Here is a 16,871-nt window from a genome sequence, read left to right as displayed (position 1 = left end):
CCGCCCCTCAGTGCCCTTCAGAACCCGAAGCCGTGCCGGGCGGAATCGTGAACGGGTCGGCCGCCTGCCCCGACAGGTTCGCCAATTCGCCGGTCAAGAAATCGGGCGGGTTGAGGATCTCGTTCATGTGAGCCATGTTCGGGTCGAAATACGCTGTGGTGAAGAATGTTTCACCGAGGCGACGCAGGGTGAGATCGAAGGTCGTGAACACGTTGAGGTAGTCGCCGCGCACGGCTTGCTTGATTCCGAAGTTCGGGAACGGGAACGTCAGCAGCAGCTGCAGCGAGGTGACGAAATTCTTCCGGTTGTCGTTGAGGGCTTTGGCAACCGAATACAGCCCCTTGAGGTCCTCGGCGAAGTCCACCTTGGTCTTCGACAGCACATGGGATGTCACCGTCGCCAGCTGTTTGAGGGCGGCGAACGCGTCGACGATGTGGTCCCGGTTCTTGTTGAGCACGCGAAGGGCTTCGGGCAGCGTGTCGATCGCCCGGCCCAGGTTGTCCTTGTCGCGCGCGAGGGTCGCGGAGAATCGGTTCAACCCGTCGACCGCATCGATGATGTCGTTGACCTGCCGGTTGAGTCCGGCGGTCAATTCGGACAGCCTGGGGATCAAGTCGGCGAACTGGTCCTGCCGGCCAGCGAAGGCCTGATACGTCTCGTCGGTGATCTCTTGCAGCGCACCGAGATTGCCCTTGTTGACCACCACACCGAGCGCCGACAGCACCTCTTCGGTGGTGGGATACCGGCCCGTGTTGGACTGCGGGATCTTCGACCCGTCCTTCAGCCTGCCGGTAGCCGGCTTGTCCTTGGGGGCGGCGAGGTCGATGTGCATCGAGCCCAGCAGCGACGTCTGGGCTACCGTCGCGGTCGCGTTGGCCGGCAACACGACGTTCTTGTTCAACGCCAATTTCACTGCGGCGTAGAAGGATCCGTCGGACCGCTGCTCGGCCGAAATGCCGGAGACGCTGCCGACGGTGACGTCGTCGACCATGACCGGCGAGTTCTGTGGCAGCGTCGCAACGTCGGGCATCTCGACGGTGATCGAATACGCGCCCGCGCCATGGCCGGCGGTCCCGGGCATCACCAGAGAGTTCAGCCCGCTGAATTGGCAACCGGCCAGCAGCACGCTGCCCGCCGCTAAAGCGCTCCCGCGCAGCAAGATCCGGCTCATCCGCCACCACCCTGGTCGGTGGGCGCCGGCGCGCTTGGCGCTTGGTTCGGCGGGGGGCCGGGCAGCGGACCGAACGCCGAGCCCGGAGCAGGTCCGGGCGCGGGACCCGCGCCGGTGGCGGCCGGTGCGGGGCCGGTCTGCGGGGCGGTCGGCAGCAGCAGGCTCTGCAGATCCGCCGGGTTCTGGGTGGGCGCCGGCGGGTGCGCGCCTTGCGCGGGTATCCAGGTCAGCTGCGGAATCGGAGTCGCGGCCTTGGCCTGAGTTTCCGGGGTGTCGTAGATGATCTGGCCCTTGTACGCGGTGATCGTGTTGAGCGGGTGGAACATCACCGGCGGGTAGTTCACGGCCAGGCGGCGCAGCACCGGCCCCAGGCGCTCGCGGCAGAGCTCGGCGCGCCTGTAGTAGTCCGGCGCTTCCGGCCCGCCGGCGGTCTCGAAGGAACCACCGCAGATGAACTGCACCGGGTTGGCGAACTCGGGTATCGACAACAGGCCGTTCAGCGTGCCCTGCGCGGGGTCGTAAATGTTGTAGAAGTTGGCGATACCGGGACCGGCGACGTGTAGCACCTGCTCGATGTTTTCGCTCTGGTCACTCAGTGTCTGCGCAAAGTCGTTGAGGTTGTTGACCGTATCGATGATCGTCGAGTTGTTTTCGTGCAGGAATCCCCGGATGTCCGAGAGCGCCTGGTTGAGCGTGCCCAGGGTGTTGTCCAGACGGCGCGAGCTGTCGGCGAGCACCTGCGACACCGACGCGACGTTTCCGGCGAACTGCACGATCTGTTCGTTACTCGACGACAGCGCGTTGACCAGCACCTGCAGATTCTTGACCGTGCCGAATATGTCGCTGCGCGAATCCCCAAGCCGCCCAGCGGCTTGTGAAAGTTCGCGCAACGCGTTGTGGAACGATTCGCCCTTGCCGTCGAGCGTGTCGGCGGCCTGGTTGATCGCTCGTCCCAACGGACCCTGCGCCGACCCTGCCGTGGGACCCAGCTGAACGGCCAGCTGCGTCAGGGCCTGTTTCACCTCATCCCACTCCACCGGGACCGCGGTGTGATTCAGATCGATGCTTCCGCCGTCGGGCAGCGCCGCCCCGCCGGTGTAGGCCGGGGCGAGCTGAATGAACCGCGCCGACACCAGGTTCGGCGAGATGATGACGGCCTTGGCGTCCTTGGGGATTTTCACGTCCTTGGACACCGACATAGTGATCTTCACGTCGGAGGGCCGCGGTTCGATCGTGTCGATCGAGCCGATCGGGACACCGAGAACGCGCACCTGATCTCCGGGATAGAGACCGACGGCGGAGGTGAAGTAGCCGACGATGGTTCGGTTATTGCCTTGCGACGAAAGGACATACACGCCCCCCACCAACACCGCGACGAGCGCGATGACGGTGGCGTAGCGCAGCCCCCGGCTGCCGGCGATCCGATTGGTCATGGTGACTTGGGCCTGATGATCCAGCGTTCCTGAATGAGTCCGCGCAGGTAGTCCGAAAGGCTGGCCGGCAGCTTGCCGGGCTGGTAGAAGAAGTCGAACATCGCGGCCATGAGGGGGGCCGGGATCACGCTGTAGACGTTGACGTTGAACCCCGGCCCGGATCCGACCACCTCACCGAGTTCGGTGGCGTAGGTGGGCAGCCGTTTGAGGGCTTCGGTGATGTAGTCGCGGCGCTCGTTGAGATTGGACAGCACCTGGTTCAGCTTGCTCAGGGCCGGGCCGAACTCTTTTCGGTTGTCGGCGACGAAACCGGAAATCTGTTGCGCCAGCGGGCCGATGCCCGCGATCAGCTGACCGATCGCGGCACGCCGCTCGTCGAGGGCGGCGAACAACTCGTTCCCGTCGTCGACCAGCTTGTTGACCTGATCGGCGCGCTGCGCCAGCACCGACGTCACCGACTTCGCGTGCGCCAGCAGCCCCTGCAGCGCTTCGTCACGGCGGTTCAGGGTACGGGACAGCGAGGTCACTCCGTCCAGCGCGCCGCGCAGCTGCGGGGTGGCGTCGCGCAGGGTATCGCTGAGCACGTTCAGGGACTGCTCGAACCGCGGCTTGTTCAGATCGTTCGCGTTTTGCCCCAGATCCTCGAGCGCGCCCGCCAACGTATACGGGGTCGTCGTCCGGCTAAGCGGAATGGTGGTGCTGCCCTTACCGGTGCCGGCCGGGGTCACGGAGATGGAGCGCTCGCCGAGGATGGTGTCGGTGCGGATGGCGGCGAGTGACTGGTCGCCGACGGCGACGTGGCGATCCACGGTGAAGGTCACCTTGGCGCTGTCCCCGGCCAGGCCGACGGACTGTACTCTGCCGACCTTCAAGCCCGAGACATATACGTTGTTGCCGGGCGAGATGCCGCCGGCGTCGGTGAAGTAGGCGTCATATGTCTTGCCCTGTGGCCAAAACGGCAGTCCGGCGTAGCCGAAGGCGAGCAACACGACGCACACCACCAGCACGACGCCGAAGATGCCGGTGCGCAGCGGGTCGCGGTCACGCTTTGCGTTACTTGGCAAAAGCGCACCTCCCCTTGCTCGGATCCACCTGGCCGCCGAGTGGCAGCAGGATGTCGCTGCCGGCCGGACCGTTGATCTTGATCGTCACGGAGCAGAAGTAGATGTTGAAGAACGACCCGTAGGCGCCGAGCGCCGCCAGTCGCAGGTAGTCCTCGCCCAGCTGCTCAACGTCGTTGTTTACCTCGGCCTTTCGGTTGTCGAGCTCGGTCGCGAGCGGCCGGGTGTTTTCCAGGATGCCCTGCAGGGGCCGGCGCGAATTCCTCAGCAGCTCGGTCAAATCCGTCGTGGTCGACGCCAGCGGCGGGATGGCGCCGGCGATCACGTCCTTGTTCTTAGCCAGTCCGCTGATCAGCTGCTGCAGCTGGTCGACGCTGGCGGAGAATTGCGCGCTCTTTTGGTCGACGGTTCCCAGCACGGTGTTGAGGTTGGTGATGGTGTCACCGATGAGTTGGTCGCGCTGTCCCAGCGCCGTCGAGAACGCACTGGTATCGGCCAGCACGTTCGACAACGCTCCGCCCTGGCCCTGCAACAACTGGATGACCGCGCTGCTGATGGTGTTGACCTTCTCTGCGTCCAAGCCCTTGACCAGTGGTCGCAGCCCACCCAACAGCGCATCGAGATCCAGGGCGGGCTGGGTGTGTTGGGAATTGATCGTGCCGCCCGGCGCGAGCTTGCGCAATTCGCCTGGCCCCGAGGTGATTTCGAGGAACCGGTCACCGACCAGGTTTTCGTAGCGGATCACCGCGCGCGTCGAGGAATACAGGGTGTAGCGCTGGTCGACCCCGAATTTCACGTCAATGGTGTTGTCGGGGTTGAGCTTTACGCCGGACACCGAACCGACGGGCACGCCGGCGATACGCACCTTCTGTCCGGCCTTCAGCTTGGTCACGTCGATAAAGGTTGCGTGGTAGGTGTTTTCGGAACCGAACCGCAGATCACCGAAGATCACCACCAGGCCCGACGCCACGATCAACATCGCCACGGCGAAGATGCTGACCTTGATCACCATCGACCGATGCGTCGGCATACCCGATGAGGCCGCCATCAGAAGTCGTCCCGTTCTGCGAAGGCGCCGTGGAACAAGAACTGCATCGTCGAGGGTGCGTCGAACTGAAGTTCGGTGAACGGCTCGTACGGGATGTTGGCGTTGTCGGTGACCAGGAAGGGCGCACGATAGAACGACCCACCCGTCTGCTTGGTCGGGATATCGGGCAGACCGCGGCAGTTCGGGCCTCCGGAGGCGTTGACGATCGGCAGCGACTCCGGATAGGTGTACGACGGCGCGCCCAACACGAAGCTCGAGGACGTGAACAGACCCGCCTTGCGGACACCGAGCAGCGGGGCGAATTCCTTGATACCGCGCTCGATACCGGCGAACAGGCAGCCTAATTCGGGCGAGTAGTCGTGGGCCACCTTGATCGGCGCCCGCAGCCTGTTGATGGCGTCGATCAAGTTCTGCTCGGCCGGCGCCAACGTGTCGTAGGCGTTGTTGGCCAGACCGATCGTTGCCAGCAGCGTGTCGTTGAGGTTGTGCTGCTGGTCGACGACCGTCTTGTTGATCGTCGGCAGGTTGTCGAAAATGGTGTTCAGATCGGGCGCGGCGTCGGCGTAGTTGTTGGTGACGACGCCGGTCTTGCGGAAGTCCTCTTGCAGGGCAGGGAGCTTCGGGTTCGCTTGCCGCGCCAGGGTATTCAGCCCGGAGAGCAGCGAGCCGAAGTCGTCACCGTGACCGCGCAAGCCTTCGGCCAGCGCGCTCAGCGTCCCGTTCAATTCGAGCGGGTCGATCTTGTGCAGCAGGTTGATGAGCGATTGGAACAACGTGTTGACTTCCAGCGACACCGCCGAGGCCTCCACATGCGCGTCGGGGCGCAGCGTTGTCGGCGAGGGCGTCTGCGGCGGAATGAATTCCACCGACTTGGCCCCGAAGATGGTGTTGCCCGCGATGTGCACGGCCGCGTTGGACGGGATGAAGTGCATCTGGTCGCTGTTGATGGCAAGCGTCAGCCGTGCCTGGTCGCCGCTGTAGCTGATGTCGGAGACCTTGCCGATCTGGAGGCCCCGGTATTTGACCTTGGCGCCCTTGTCCATGACGAGTCCGGCCCGCGGCGCCGAGACGGTGACCGTGTCGATCGAGGCGAAAGCCGCCGTGTAGGAGAGGTAAGTCACGACGGTGAACGCCACTATCAAGCCGGCCAGCAGCGCTGCTGCCAGCCGGACGGTGCTACGTCGCGATTCGCCTTCTGCCATGTCTTTTAAGCGGTCCCCTTATCCGGAGAGGTTGAAGTTACCGGACGCCCCGTAAACGGCGAGCGAGATGAACAAAGTAATGACGACGACGACGATCAGCGAAGTCCGCACAGCCTGGCCGACCGCGATGCCCACCCCGACCGGTCCGCCGTGGGCGTTGTAGCCGTAATAGGTATGGACGAGCATCACCGCGATGGACATCACGATCGCCTGCAGGAACGACCACAACAGGTCCGACGGGATGAGGAAGGTATTGAAGTAGTGGTCGTAGAGGCCTTTGGATTGTCCGTTGATGTACACCGTGGTGAAGCGGGCGGCGAAGAACGCGGCGAGCACCGACAGCGAGTACAGCGGAACGATCGCGATCAGACCGGCGATCAAGCGGGTCGACACCAAGTAGGAAACCGAGTGCACCGCCATGCATTCGACGGCGTCGATCTCTTCGGATACCCGCATGGCACCCAGTTGCGCGGTGGCGCCGGCACCGATGGTGGCCGCCAGCGCGATACCCGCGATCACCGGGGCGACGACGCGGACGTTGAGGAACGCCGAGAGGAAGCCGGTCAGCGCCTCGATACCGATGTTGCCCAGCGACGCATAACCCTGCACGGCGATGACCCCACCGGAGGCCAGCGTCAGGAAGGCCGCGACGCCGACCGTGCCGCCGATCATGACGAGCGCGCCCGCGCCCATCGTCATCTCGGCAACGTTGCGGATCGTCTCCTTGCGGTAGCGGGTGAGCGCGTTGGGGACATAACGAATGGTTTCGCCGAAGAACAGCGCCTGCTCGCCGAAGTCGTCAACCGGCCCTTGGAGCACCCGCGACACCGCATTGCGTAACCGGTAAGTGACGTCGTAGCTCATCGGTGGTCCACTCGTCTCATCACTTAGCCGTAATCCGCACGCCGATGGCGGTCATGACCACGTTGATGACGAACAGGCAGATGAACGCGTAAACGACGGTTTCGTTGACGGCATTGCCGACGCCCTTGGGCCCGCCCTTGACGGTCAGGCCGCGGTAACAGCCGACGAGGCCCGCCATCACACCGAACAGCAGCGCCTTGACTTCGGCGAGCACCAACTCGCGCAGCCCGGTGAGAACGGTGAGCCCGTTGATGAACGCACCCGGGTTGACGCCCTGAAGGAAAACGGAGAACACATAGCCGCCGGACAAACCGATCGCGCACACCAGACCGTTGAGCAACAGTGCGACCACGGTGGACGCCAAAACCCGTGGGACGACGAGCCGTTGGATCGGGTCGATGCCCAGCACCCGCATCGCGTCGATTTCCTCACGGATGGTGCGGGCGCCCAGGTCGGCGCAGATCGCGGTGGCACCGGCCCCGGCCACGACAAGCACCGTCACCACCGGGCCCAGCTGGGTGATGGTGCCGAATGCCGTTCCGGCGCCGGACAAGTCGGCCGCACCGATTTCGCGCAGCAGGATGTTGAGGGTGAATGCCACCAGGACGGTGAAGGGGATGGACACCAGCAGGGTGGGGACCAGTGAGACGCGGGCGATCATCCACGTCTGGTCCAGGAACTCGCCGAATTGGAACGGTCGCCGGAAAGCAGCGCGGCCCGTATCGATCATCATCTCGAAGAACCCGCCGACAGCACGAGCCGGGACCGCAAGTTGCTCTCTCAACTCAGGCACCCCCCTCTGCTGCTCGCGGCGAAGCCTATGTTTCGCCTTAGCGCGGCCTTCGGACACAAGCGGCTCGGAGTGAGCCGGATCATATTAACTCAGAGAAAGTGCACGCTGTCAATGAACAGCATTTCTCTACCCAAAGCGTTAATTTGTCCAGGTCAGGCCGTTGCGCCGTTATCAATCTGACACATGTTCTACTGGCCGATTCCCCCCCGTTGACTAGCACTACATCGCTATTGCTCCATCAGCCCAGTCGCGGAAAAATTCTTTTCCGAATCGCGTCCAGCAAAGTAATCCCGCAATGTGTTACTCAGCACAGCGGGGTCCCAGGCCGCTCCTTCCGCGATGAACCTGTGCTCCGCCGTCGGTGCCGCAACCAACGTCACCTGAGGACCGTAGACGATGAACACCTGCCCGTTGACCTCCGCGGCGGCGGGCGACGACAGAAACTGGACCAGCCTCACCACGTGCTCCGGCGACAGCGGGTCGACGCCGCCTTCCTCTATATCTGGCGCGTCGCCGAACACGTCGGCCGTCATCGCGGTGCGGGCCCGCGGACAGATCGCGTTGGCGCACACCCCGTAGCGGCCCAGCGCCCGGGCGGCCGTCAAGGTCAGCGAGATGATGCCCGCCTTGGCGGCCCCGTAGTTGGCCTGCCCGACCGGGCCCACCAGGCCCGCCTCCGACGCGGTGTTGACGATCCGGCCGAAGACCGATCCGCCCGCGTCCTTGGCCTTGGAGCGCCAGTAGGTGGCCGCGTTGCGCGTGAGCAGGAAATGGCCGCGCAGGTGGACCGCGATGACGAGGTCCCATTCCTCGTCGGACATGTTGAACAGCATCCGGTCGCGGGTGATCCCGGCGTTGTTCACCACGATGTCCAGGCCGCCCAGGCCGTCGGCCGTGGCCACCAGCTCGTCGGCGGTCGCGCGCTGGCTGATGTCGCCGGCGACGGCGACGGCCTTGGAGCCGGCGGCGGTGATCTCGTCGATGACGTCGGAGGCGTCCAGCGCCGCGGCGATGTCGTTGACGACGACGGTGGCGCCCAGCTTGGCCAGGCCCAGCGCCTCGGCCCGTCCCAGCCCCGCGGCCGCACCGGTCACCACCGCGACCTTTCCGGATAGATCGGTCGCGTTCGTGCTGCTAGTCAATTTATGAATACCTCTAGTTTCGGGTTACCGGTGCCGGCCGCGGCCTAGTCCTCGCGCAGCAACGCGGCGCGCGGGCATTCGGCGATTGCTTGCTCGGCCAGTTGTTCTTGGTCGGACGGAATCGGATCGGTCTTCACGACGGCATAGTCCTCATCGTCCAGGTCGAAGATATCCGGCGCGATTCCCAAGCACACCGCGTTACCTTCACACCGGTCACGATCGACGATCACCCGCACGGCACCCTCCTTGAACCTGGCCTTCAACCTGAGCACGCGCCCCATCGGTAGGTAGCTCCACCATAGGGCCCTGGTGCGTCTGGCGAAACGGTCGCTGGATTCCCAGACTAGAACGTGTTACAACCGGGAAGACGAACGGGTAGCCGTTGGTCGAGCCGCGGCCGCCAGAATGGCCGGTCACGTTGAACAAAGGACGGCTGGAATGCGCATCAGTTACACCCCTGAACAGGAGGAGCTGCGTCGCGAGCTGCGGTCGTACTTCACCACGCTGATGACCCCGGAGCGCCGCGAGGCGCTGAGCTCGACGCAGGGCGAAATCGGCGTCGGCAACGTGTACCGCGAGACGGTCGCGCAGATGGGCAAGGACGGCTGGCTCACCCTGAACTGGCCCAAGGAGTACGGCGGCCAGGATCGGTCCCCGATGGACTCGTTGATCTTCACCGACGAGGCCGCCATCGCCGGCGCGCCGGTGCCGTTCCTGACCATCAACAGCGTGGCGCCGACGATCATGGCCTTCGGCACCGACGAGCAGAAGAAGTTCTTCCTACCCAAGATCGCCGCGGGCGACCTGCACTTCTCGATCGGCTACTCCGAGCCCGGCGCCGGCACCGACCTGGCCAACCTGCGCACCACCGCGGTCCGCGACGGCGACGACTACGTGGTCAACGGCCAGAAGATGTGGACCAGCCTGATTCAGTACGCGGACTACGTCTGGTTGGCGGTGCGCACCAATCCCGAGGCGAAAAAGCACCGCGGCATTTCGGTGCTGATCGTCCCGACGACCGCGGAGGGCTTCTCGTGGACGCCGGTGCACACCATGGCCGGCCCCGACACCAGCGCCACCTACTACTCCGATGTCCGGGTGCCGGTGACCAACCTGGTCGGCGAGGAGAACGGCGGCTGGAAGCTGGTGACCAACCAGCTGAACCATGAGCGGGTCGCCCTGGTGTCAGCACAACCCATCATCGTGGCCCTGCGCGAGGTCCGTGAGTGGGCGCAGCACACCAAGGACGCCAGCGGGGCCCGGCTGATCGACTCGGAGTGGGTGCAGCTCAACCTGGCCCGCGTGCACGCCAAGGCCGAGGTGCTCAAGCTGATCAACTGGGAGCTGGCATCGGCGGCAAGTGAGAACTTGGGGCCGGCCGATGCGTCGGCGGCCAAGGTGTTCGGCACCGAGCTGGCCACCGAGGCCTACCGGCTGCTGATGGAGGTCCTGGGCACCGCGGCGACGCTGCGTCCGGACTCGCCGGGCGCGCTGTTGCGCGGCCGCGTCGAGCGGATGCACCGGGCGTGCCTGATCCTGACCTTCGGGGGCGGCACGAACGAAGTGCAGCGCGACATCATCGGGATGGTCGCGCTGGGATTGCCCCGAGCCAGCCGCTGAATTAAGGACGAACATTCATGGATTTCACGACAACCGAAGCGGCGAACGACCTCGGTGGGCTGGTCGACACCATCGTGGACGCGGTGTGCACACCGGAACACCAGCGCGAGCTGGACGGGCTTGACCAACGGTTCGACCGCGAGCTGTGGCGCAAGCTCGTCGACGCCGACATCTTGACCAGCGCGGCGCCGACGGCAGTGGGCGGCGACGGTTTCGGCGTGCTCGAGCAAACGGCCGTGCTGGTCGCGCTAGGCCACCAACTGGCGGCGGTGCCCTACCTGGACTCGGTCGTCCTGGCCGCCGGGGCGCTGGCCCGGTTCGGCTCCGAGGAACTGCAGCAGCAGTGGGGCGCGCCGGCGGTCAGCGGGGAGAAGATCCTCACGGTCGCCCTCGACGGCGAGATGGGTGAGGGGCCGGTCCAGGCCGTCGCCGCCGGCGATGGCTACCGTCTCACCGGCACTCGAACCCAGGTCGGCTTCGGGCCGGTCGCGGACGCATTTCTGGTTCCCGCCCAGACCGATTCCGGCGCCGCCGTCTTTCTGATCGCTGCGGACGATCCGGGCGTCACGGTGACCGCACTGCAAACCACGGGCTTGGGCAGCGTGGGGCAGCTGACGCTGGACGGGACCGAGGTGGGCGCGGGCCGGAAGGTGGGCGGCGCCGAGGTGGTGGTCTGGCTCGAGACGCTTGCCACCCTGGGCCGCAGCGCCTTTCAGCTCGGCGCGCTCGAGCGGGGATTGCAGATGACTGCCGAATACGCGCGCACCCGCGAGCAGTTCGACCGGCCGATCGGCAGTTTCCAGGCCGTCGGGCAACGGCTGGCCGATGGATACATCGACGTCAAGGGATTGCGGCTGACGCTCACGCAGGCGGCCTGGCGCGTCTCGGAGGATCTCCCCGCGGACATCGACGTGGCCAGTGCGGCGTTCTGGGCCGCCGATGCCGGACATCGGGTGGCGCACACCATCGTGCACGTGCACGGCGGCGTCGGCGTCGACACCGATCACCCGGTGCACCGCTATTTCTTGGCCGCCAAGGAGACCGAGTTCGCGCTGGGCGGCGCGACCGGCCAGCTGCGTCGGATCGGCCGTGAGCTGGCGGAAACCCCTGCTTAGCCCCGCGGGAACGTCGAACGGGGAGCGCGCGAATTGAGCTTCGTGATCCCGGCCGACCTCACGGTCACCGACCTGCTGGTGCCGCTGGCTGAGATCGACGACCGGGGCGTCTACTTCGAGGACTCGTTCACCAGCTGGCGTGATCACATCCGGCAGGGCGCCGGGATCGCCGCAACGCTGCGCGAGCGCCTCGACCCCGCACGACCACCGCACGTCGGCGTGCTGCTGGAAAACACTCCGTTCTTCTCGGCAATGTTGGTCGCGGCCGGGATGTCGGGCATCGTGCCGGTCGGCCTCAATCCCGTGCGCAGGGGCGAGGCGCTGACCCGCGATATCGACCGGGCCGACTGCCAGCTGGTCCTGGCCGATTCGAACTCGGCTGCCACACTGGGCGATATCGAGCACCTCAACGTCGATTCCGACGAATGGGCCGACGAGCTGGCCGCGCACTCCGACGCCGAACCCAGCTTCCAGTCCGCCTCGCCCACCGACCTGTTCATGCTGATCTTCACGTCGGGCACCAGCGGCGATCCCAAGGCGGTGAAGTGCAGCCACGGCAAGGTCGCGATCGCCGGCGTGACGATGACACAGCGATTCGATCTCGGCCCCGACGACGTCTGCTATGTGTCGATGCCGTTGTTTCACTCCAACGCCGTGCTGGTGGGCTGGGCGGTGGCGGTAGCGTGCCGGGGATCAATGGCCTTGCGGCGCAAGTTCTCTGCGTCGAACTTCCTAAGCGATGTTCGTCGCTACGGCGCCACCTACGCCAACTACGTCGGCAAGCCGTTGTCGTATGTCCTTGCCACACCCGAGCGGCCCGACGACGCAGACAATCCGCTGCGGGCGGTGTACGGCAACGAGGGCGTGCCCGCCGACGTCGAGCGCTTCGGGCAACGGTTTGGCTGTGTGGTGCAGGACGGATTCGGTTCCACCGAGGGCGGGGTGGCCATTGCGCGCACCCCCGACACCCCGCCCGGTGCGTTGGGTCCGCTCACCGAGGGGCTCGACATCGTCGACCCGGACACCGGCAAGCCCTGCCCGGCGGGAGTGGTCGGCGAGCTGGTGAACACGGCCGGGTCGGGCCGTTTCGAGGGTTACTACAACGACGAGGCCGCCGAGGCCGAGCGGATGGCCGGCGGTATCTATCACAGCGGCGACCTCGCCTATCGCGACGAGTCCGGATATGCCTACTTTGCTGGGAGACTTGGTGATTGGATGCGCGTCGACGGCGAGAACCTCGGCGCGGCGCCGATCGAGCGGGTGCTGCTGCGCTATCCTGATGCGACCGAGGTGGCGGTGTACGCGGTGCCCGATCCGGTCGTCGGTGACCAGGTGATGGCGGCGTTGGTGCTGGCGCCCGGGAGCGAGTTCGACCCCGAGAAATTCCGGGCCTTCCTGGCCGAACAACCGGACTTAGGACCCAAGCAGTGGCCGTCGTACGTCAGGGTGAGCGCGGAGCTGCCGCGGACGGTGACCTTCAAGGTGCTCAAGCGACAGTTGTCGTCCGAGGGTGTCGACTGTGGCGAACCCGTCTGGCCGATCCGCCGGTAAGCACATGACGTCCCGCCCCCTCGAGCTCGCGCTGGAAGCGAGTTTCGAACAGCTTGCCGCCGCGGTGCCCGCGAGTGTCGGCATCGCGATCGCCCGCCCGGACCGGACCTACTCGCTGGGCCGGTGGTGGTCCGGCGTCGCCTGGTCGACGATCAAAGTGCCGCTGGCAATCGCGGCGTTGCGCAGCGACTGGTTGCGCGCCAAAGACCTGGCCGTGAAGGCCATCACGGAATCCGACAATCGCGCGTCCGAGCAGTTGTGGTCCGGGCTGGGCGATCCGGCGGATGCGGCACGGCTGGTGCAGGGCGTCATCGCCGAGGGCGGCGACACCGCCACCGTGGTCGAATCGCGCCGACTTCGCCGCGGTTACACGGCATTTGGCCAAACACCGTGGACGCTGCAGCGGCAGGCGCGGTTCGCCGCCGAGCTGACGTCGATCCCCGACGCGGCCGACGTCATCGACCTGATGCAGCGCCTCACCGCGGGCCAGCAATGGGGCCTGGCCGCTAAAGGCCTTGCGGCGAAGGGCGGTTGGGGCCCGGGGGTAAATGGTGACTATTTGGTCCGGCAGTTCGGGATCGTCCCCACACCGTCCGGCCAATGGGGCGTGGCGCTGGCGGCCGAGGTCCACGACGGGGCGTTCGAGACGGGCGTCGAGGTCCTCAACGCGCTGTCGGAGTGGCTACTCAGCCGTATTCCCGGGCTAGCGCGTTATTGACGGGACGACGGCGTCGATCAGGTGCGGCCCGGGTTCGGCGAAGGCTACTTGCAGGGCATCGGCGAATTCTTCCGCGGTGGTGACGCGGCGGGCCGGAACACCCATCCCTTCGCTGATCTTGACGAAATCCATTGTCGGGCGCGACAAGTCGAGCAGGTCCAGCGCTCTGGGACCGGGCGCTGATCCGGCGCCCACCCGGGCCAGCTCGATCCGCAGGATGTCGTAGGCGCTGTTGTCGTAGACGACGGTGGTCACGTTGAGCTTTTCCCGCGCCTGGCTCCACAGGCCCGAAATCGTGTACATGGCCGATCCGTCGGACTCCAGACACAGCACCGGCCGCTCGGGCGCGGCGACCGCGGCACCCACCGCGGTCGGGATGCCGTAGCCGATCGCCCCGCCGGTCAGCGTCAGCCAGTCGTGGGCGGGCGCGCCGGCGGTGGCCTGCGGCAGCAGCACGCCCGACGTGTTCGCCTCGTCGACGACGATCGCCCTGTCCGGCAGCAGCGCACCGATCACGTCGGCCGCCGAGGCGGCGGTCAGCTGCCCGGTCGGCAGCTGCGGGCGCGACGGGGCCGCGACCTCCGCGACCGTCCCGGGCGCGATCTCGTCGGCCAACGCGGCCAGCGCGCCGGCCGCGCCGCTGTGTCCGGCGAGCGTGTGCACCTCGCAGCCGGCCGGGACCAGGTCGCTGGGCATCCCCGGGTAGGCGAAGAAGGACACCGGCGACTTGGCGCCGGCCAGGACAAGGTGTTTGGCGCCGTCCAGCTGGGCCGCGGCGGCCTCGGCGAAGTATGCGAGCCGCTCGACGGCGGGCACACCGGCGCCTCGTTCCAGCCGCGTCGGGAACGTCTCGCAGAGCAGGCGCGCGCTCGTCGCCGCGGCGATCCGCGCGGCCGCGGCCAGCCCGGGTCCGCGGGTGGCGTCCCCGCCCAGCATGATCACCGCGGGCTCCCCCGACCGCAGCACCTCCAGCACCTTGGGTGCCAGGAGCGGATCGGCGCCCGCGGGTTGCGCGGGTACCACCTTGGCGGGCTGGGCGCCGTCCGACCAGGACGCGTCCGCGGGCAGGATCAGGGTGGAAATGCATGAGCCCGACCTGCTGGCCGCGATGGCCTCGGCGGCATCGGACGCGACATCGCCGGCCGCACCCGTCCGGCGCACCCATCCCGAGACGCTGCCGGCAAGCGCGTCGATGTCGGATTCCAGTGGGGCGTCGTACTTCTTGTGATAGGTGGCATGGTCGCCGACGACGACCACCATCGGCACCCGGGCCCGGCGCGCGTTGTGCAGGTTGGCCAGGCCGTTGCCCAATCCGGGGCCCAGATGCAGCAGCACCGCCGCGGGCCGGTCCGCGATGCGCGCATAACCGTCGGCCGCGCCGGTGGCGACACCTTCGAAGAGGGCCAGCACACCGCGCATCCCCGCGACGTCGTCGAGCGCGGCAACAAAGTGCATCTCCGAGGTGCCAGGGTTGGCGAAGCACACGTCGACGCCGCCGTCCACCAGGGTGTTGATCAGGGCCTGGGCACCGTTCACTTGACTGCCTCCAATTTGAAGACGCGTTCGGCGTTGCCGCGCAGAAAGTCGCGGCGAGCCTCGTCGTCGAGTCCGAGTTCGTCGAGCCCTGCGAGCGCGTGGGCGTGGCCGATCATCGGGTAGTTAGTGCCGAACAAGACTTTGCGTTGTCCGGTAGGAGTTTTCATGAAGCGGACGAGCTCTTGCGGGAGCCGCTTGATCGTGTAGGCCGAGGTGTCGATGTAGACGTTCTCGTGCTTGCGGGCGACGGCGACCATCTCCTCGGTCCACGGATAGCCGACGTGCCCGCACACGATCACCAACTCCGGAAAGTCGAGGGCCACCTGGTCGACGTAGGGGATGGGTCGTCCCGTCTCCGACGGCCGCAGCGGGCCCGTGTGACCGACCTGGGTGCAGAACGGCACACCGGATTCGACGCATTCGGCGAACAGCGGGTAGTAGCGGCGATCGGTGGGCGGGGCGTTCCACAGCCAGGGCACTACCCGAAGGCCCACGAATCCCTCACTCACGCGGCGCCTCAGCTCGCGGACCGCCTCCATCGGGCGATCGAGATCGACCGCGGCCAGGCCGGCAAACCGGGTGGGGTGCAACCGAATCCATTCGGCGACCTCGTCGTTGGAGACGAGATCCAGCCCGCCGGGCCCGCGCCACGCGCTGAGCAAGCCCAGCTGCACGTCGGCCGCATCCATCGACGCGACGGTCGCGTCGATCGGGATGTCGCCCTCCGGAATGGTGCCACCGGTCCAGCGCCGCAACGAGGCCAGCATGTCGCTGCGCAGGAACCGCGCGGTCGGATGCTGCATCCAGACGTCGATCGTCATCGAGAACTGACTCTAGACCGGCGTTCAGCCGGCCAGTGCGGCGCGGGCGACGGCCCGCGTCTGCCCCACATATCCGCCCCCGTAGAGCGCGACGTGCGCCAGCAGCGGAAAGAGTTGGTGCAATCCAATGCGGTTGCGCCAGCCGGGTTTCAGCGGTCGCACCTCCTGGTAGCCGGCGAGGACCGCGTCGTAGTGCGGGCAGCCGAACAGCGCGAGCATCGCGAGGTCGGTCTCGCGGTGCCCCGCGTGCGCGGCCGGATCGATCACGACCACCCCGCCGGGCGTCCACATCACGTTGCCGCTCCACAAATCGCCGTGCAGCCGTGCGGGCGGATCGTCGTCGTCGAAGTCGCCCGCACGGCAGCGCGCCGCCACCGAGTCGACCGCGTCGCGCGTCGATGCGTCCAGCGCCGGCGCCGCGAGCTCGGCCATCGGGACCAGCCGCTCGTCGGCATAGAAATCGCCCCAGCGCCGGTGTTGCCGCAACGACATCGGCAAGGGCTGGGATAAGGGCCCGAAGAACCCGGGCCCGCCCCACCCTTCGGGACCCGCGCCGAACGCCGCCCCACCCGCGTCGTGCGTGACGGCGAGCCGGTTACCGAAGACGCGCGCCGCCTCGCGGCTCGGGGCCGCCGACTCAAGCCGCCGCAGGGTCAGGCTGGTCGCGTCGAAAGAAACAACCTGCGCGCAGGGCACGCCGCCGTCGACGCTCGCAAGCCAGCGCAGCCCGGCCGCTTCCCAGCCGAAGTAGCCGGCGGGCGCGCCCGCGTGCTGTTTGACGAAGTCGGTCAGGGCG

At 66.7% G+C, this 16,871-nt stretch carries 16 protein-coding genes; 4 read left to right on the top strand and 12 right to left on the bottom strand.

Annotated features, from left to right (window positions below; translation table 11 throughout):
• Positions 1-7: 7 nt before the first annotated feature.
• The 9 genes from A5744_RS20770 to A5744_RS20730 form a co-directional block, all read right to left on the bottom strand.
• Positions 8-1,171, bottom strand: a complete 1,164-nt coding sequence (locus A5744_RS20770; RefSeq protein ID WP_076064250.1) for a virulence factor Mce family protein — start codon at positions 1,169-1,171, stop codon at positions 8-10.
• Positions 1,168-2,604 (bottom strand): virulence factor Mce family protein, encoded by a 1,437-nt coding sequence (locus A5744_RS20765; RefSeq protein ID WP_076064249.1) that lies wholly within the window; start codon positions 2,602-2,604, stop codon positions 1,168-1,170. Before A5744_RS20765 ends, A5744_RS20770 begins: the two co-directional genes overlap by 4 nt.
• On the bottom strand, positions 2,601-3,668 hold the full coding sequence (locus A5744_RS20760) for a virulence factor Mce family protein (RefSeq protein ID WP_076064248.1): 1,068 nt from the start codon (positions 3,666-3,668) through the stop codon (positions 2,601-2,603). The genes A5744_RS20765 and A5744_RS20760 overlap by 4 nt, the downstream gene beginning before the upstream one ends.
• Positions 3,658-4,713, bottom strand: coding sequence for an MCE family protein (locus A5744_RS20755; RefSeq protein ID WP_076064247.1), 1,056 nt, complete (start codon positions 4,711-4,713; stop codon positions 3,658-3,660). The genes A5744_RS20760 and A5744_RS20755 overlap by 11 nt, the downstream gene beginning before the upstream one ends.
• Positions 4,713-5,915: an MCE family protein gene (locus A5744_RS20750; RefSeq protein WP_076064246.1), complete on the bottom strand. Its 1,203-nt coding sequence runs from the start codon at positions 5,913-5,915 to the stop codon at positions 4,713-4,715. Before A5744_RS20750 ends, A5744_RS20755 begins: the two co-directional genes overlap by 1 nt.
• Before the next feature lie 18 nt (positions 5,916-5,933).
• On the bottom strand, positions 5,934-6,779 hold the full coding sequence (locus A5744_RS20745; protein ID WP_076064245.1) for an ABC transporter permease: 846 nt from the start codon (positions 6,777-6,779) through the stop codon (positions 5,934-5,936).
• Positions 6,780-6,798: 19 nt separating this feature from the next.
• Positions 6,799-7,563, bottom strand: coding sequence for an ABC transporter permease (locus tag A5744_RS20740; RefSeq protein WP_076064244.1), 765 nt, complete (start codon positions 7,561-7,563; stop codon positions 6,799-6,801).
• Between the two features lie 236 nt (positions 7,564-7,799).
• The gene (locus A5744_RS20735) at positions 7,800-8,714 is read right to left on the bottom strand and encodes a 3-oxoacyl-ACP reductase (protein ID WP_076064243.1); all 915 of its coding nucleotides are present in this window, start codon (positions 8,712-8,714) and stop codon (positions 7,800-7,802) included.
• Positions 8,715-8,758: 44 nt separating this feature from the next.
• Positions 8,759-8,950 carry a ferredoxin gene (locus tag A5744_RS20730; protein ID WP_076064349.1) on the bottom strand — a complete coding sequence of 64 codons (192 nt, stop codon included), beginning with the start codon at positions 8,948-8,950 and terminating at the stop codon, positions 8,759-8,761.
• A gap of 202 nt (positions 8,951-9,152) precedes the next feature.
• Between A5744_RS20730 and A5744_RS20725 the strand changes: the two genes are divergently transcribed.
• Genes A5744_RS20725 through A5744_RS20710 form a run of 4 tightly spaced genes read left to right on the top strand, consistent with a single transcriptional unit; the run spans position 9,153 to position 13,718 of the window.
• Complete coding sequence (locus A5744_RS20725) at positions 9,153-10,334, top strand: acyl-CoA dehydrogenase (protein WP_076064242.1); 1,182 nt, start codon at positions 9,153-9,155, stop codon at positions 10,332-10,334.
• Between the two features lie 17 nt (positions 10,335-10,351).
• A complete protein-coding gene (locus tag A5744_RS20720; RefSeq protein WP_076064241.1) occupies positions 10,352-11,449 on the top strand; it encodes an acyl-CoA dehydrogenase family protein in 1,098 nt (365 codons plus the stop codon).
• A 45-nt stretch (positions 11,450-11,494) separates the two neighbouring features.
• Positions 11,495-13,000, top strand: a complete 1,506-nt coding sequence (gene fadD17 / locus A5744_RS20715; protein WP_076064347.1) for a long-chain-fatty-acid--CoA ligase FadD17 — start codon at positions 11,495-11,497, stop codon at positions 12,998-13,000.
• 4 nt (positions 13,001-13,004) lie between these two features.
• On the top strand, positions 13,005-13,718 hold the full coding sequence (locus A5744_RS20710; protein WP_076064348.1) for a serine hydrolase: 714 nt from the start codon (positions 13,005-13,007) through the stop codon (positions 13,716-13,718).
• Here A5744_RS20710 and A5744_RS20705 read toward each other — a convergent pair.
• From A5744_RS20705 to A5744_RS20695, 3 genes are read right to left on the bottom strand one after another with little or no spacing between them, the layout of a single operon-like run.
• Positions 13,704-15,254 carry an acetolactate synthase large subunit gene (locus A5744_RS20705; RefSeq protein ID WP_076064240.1) on the bottom strand — a complete coding sequence of 517 codons (1,551 nt, stop codon included), beginning with the start codon at positions 15,252-15,254 and terminating at the stop codon, positions 13,704-13,706. The genes A5744_RS20710 and A5744_RS20705 overlap by 15 nt on opposite strands.
• A complete protein-coding gene (locus A5744_RS20700) occupies positions 15,251-16,075 on the bottom strand; it encodes an amidohydrolase family protein (protein WP_076064239.1) in 825 nt (274 codons plus the stop codon). The genes A5744_RS20705 and A5744_RS20700 overlap by 4 nt, the downstream gene beginning before the upstream one ends.
• A 24-nt stretch (positions 16,076-16,099) precedes the next feature.
• Positions 16,100-16,867, bottom strand: coding sequence for a fructosamine kinase family protein (locus tag A5744_RS20695; protein WP_076064238.1), 768 nt, complete (start codon positions 16,865-16,867; stop codon positions 16,100-16,102).
• Positions 16,868-16,871 lie beyond the last annotated feature (4 nt).

Origin of the sequence: Mycobacterium sp. IS-1264 (assembly GCF_001954195.1) — a bacterium.
GTDB lineage: Bacteria > Actinomycetota > Actinomycetes > Mycobacteriales > Mycobacteriaceae > Mycobacterium.
This window is presented reverse-complemented; position numbering and strand designations above follow the sequence as displayed.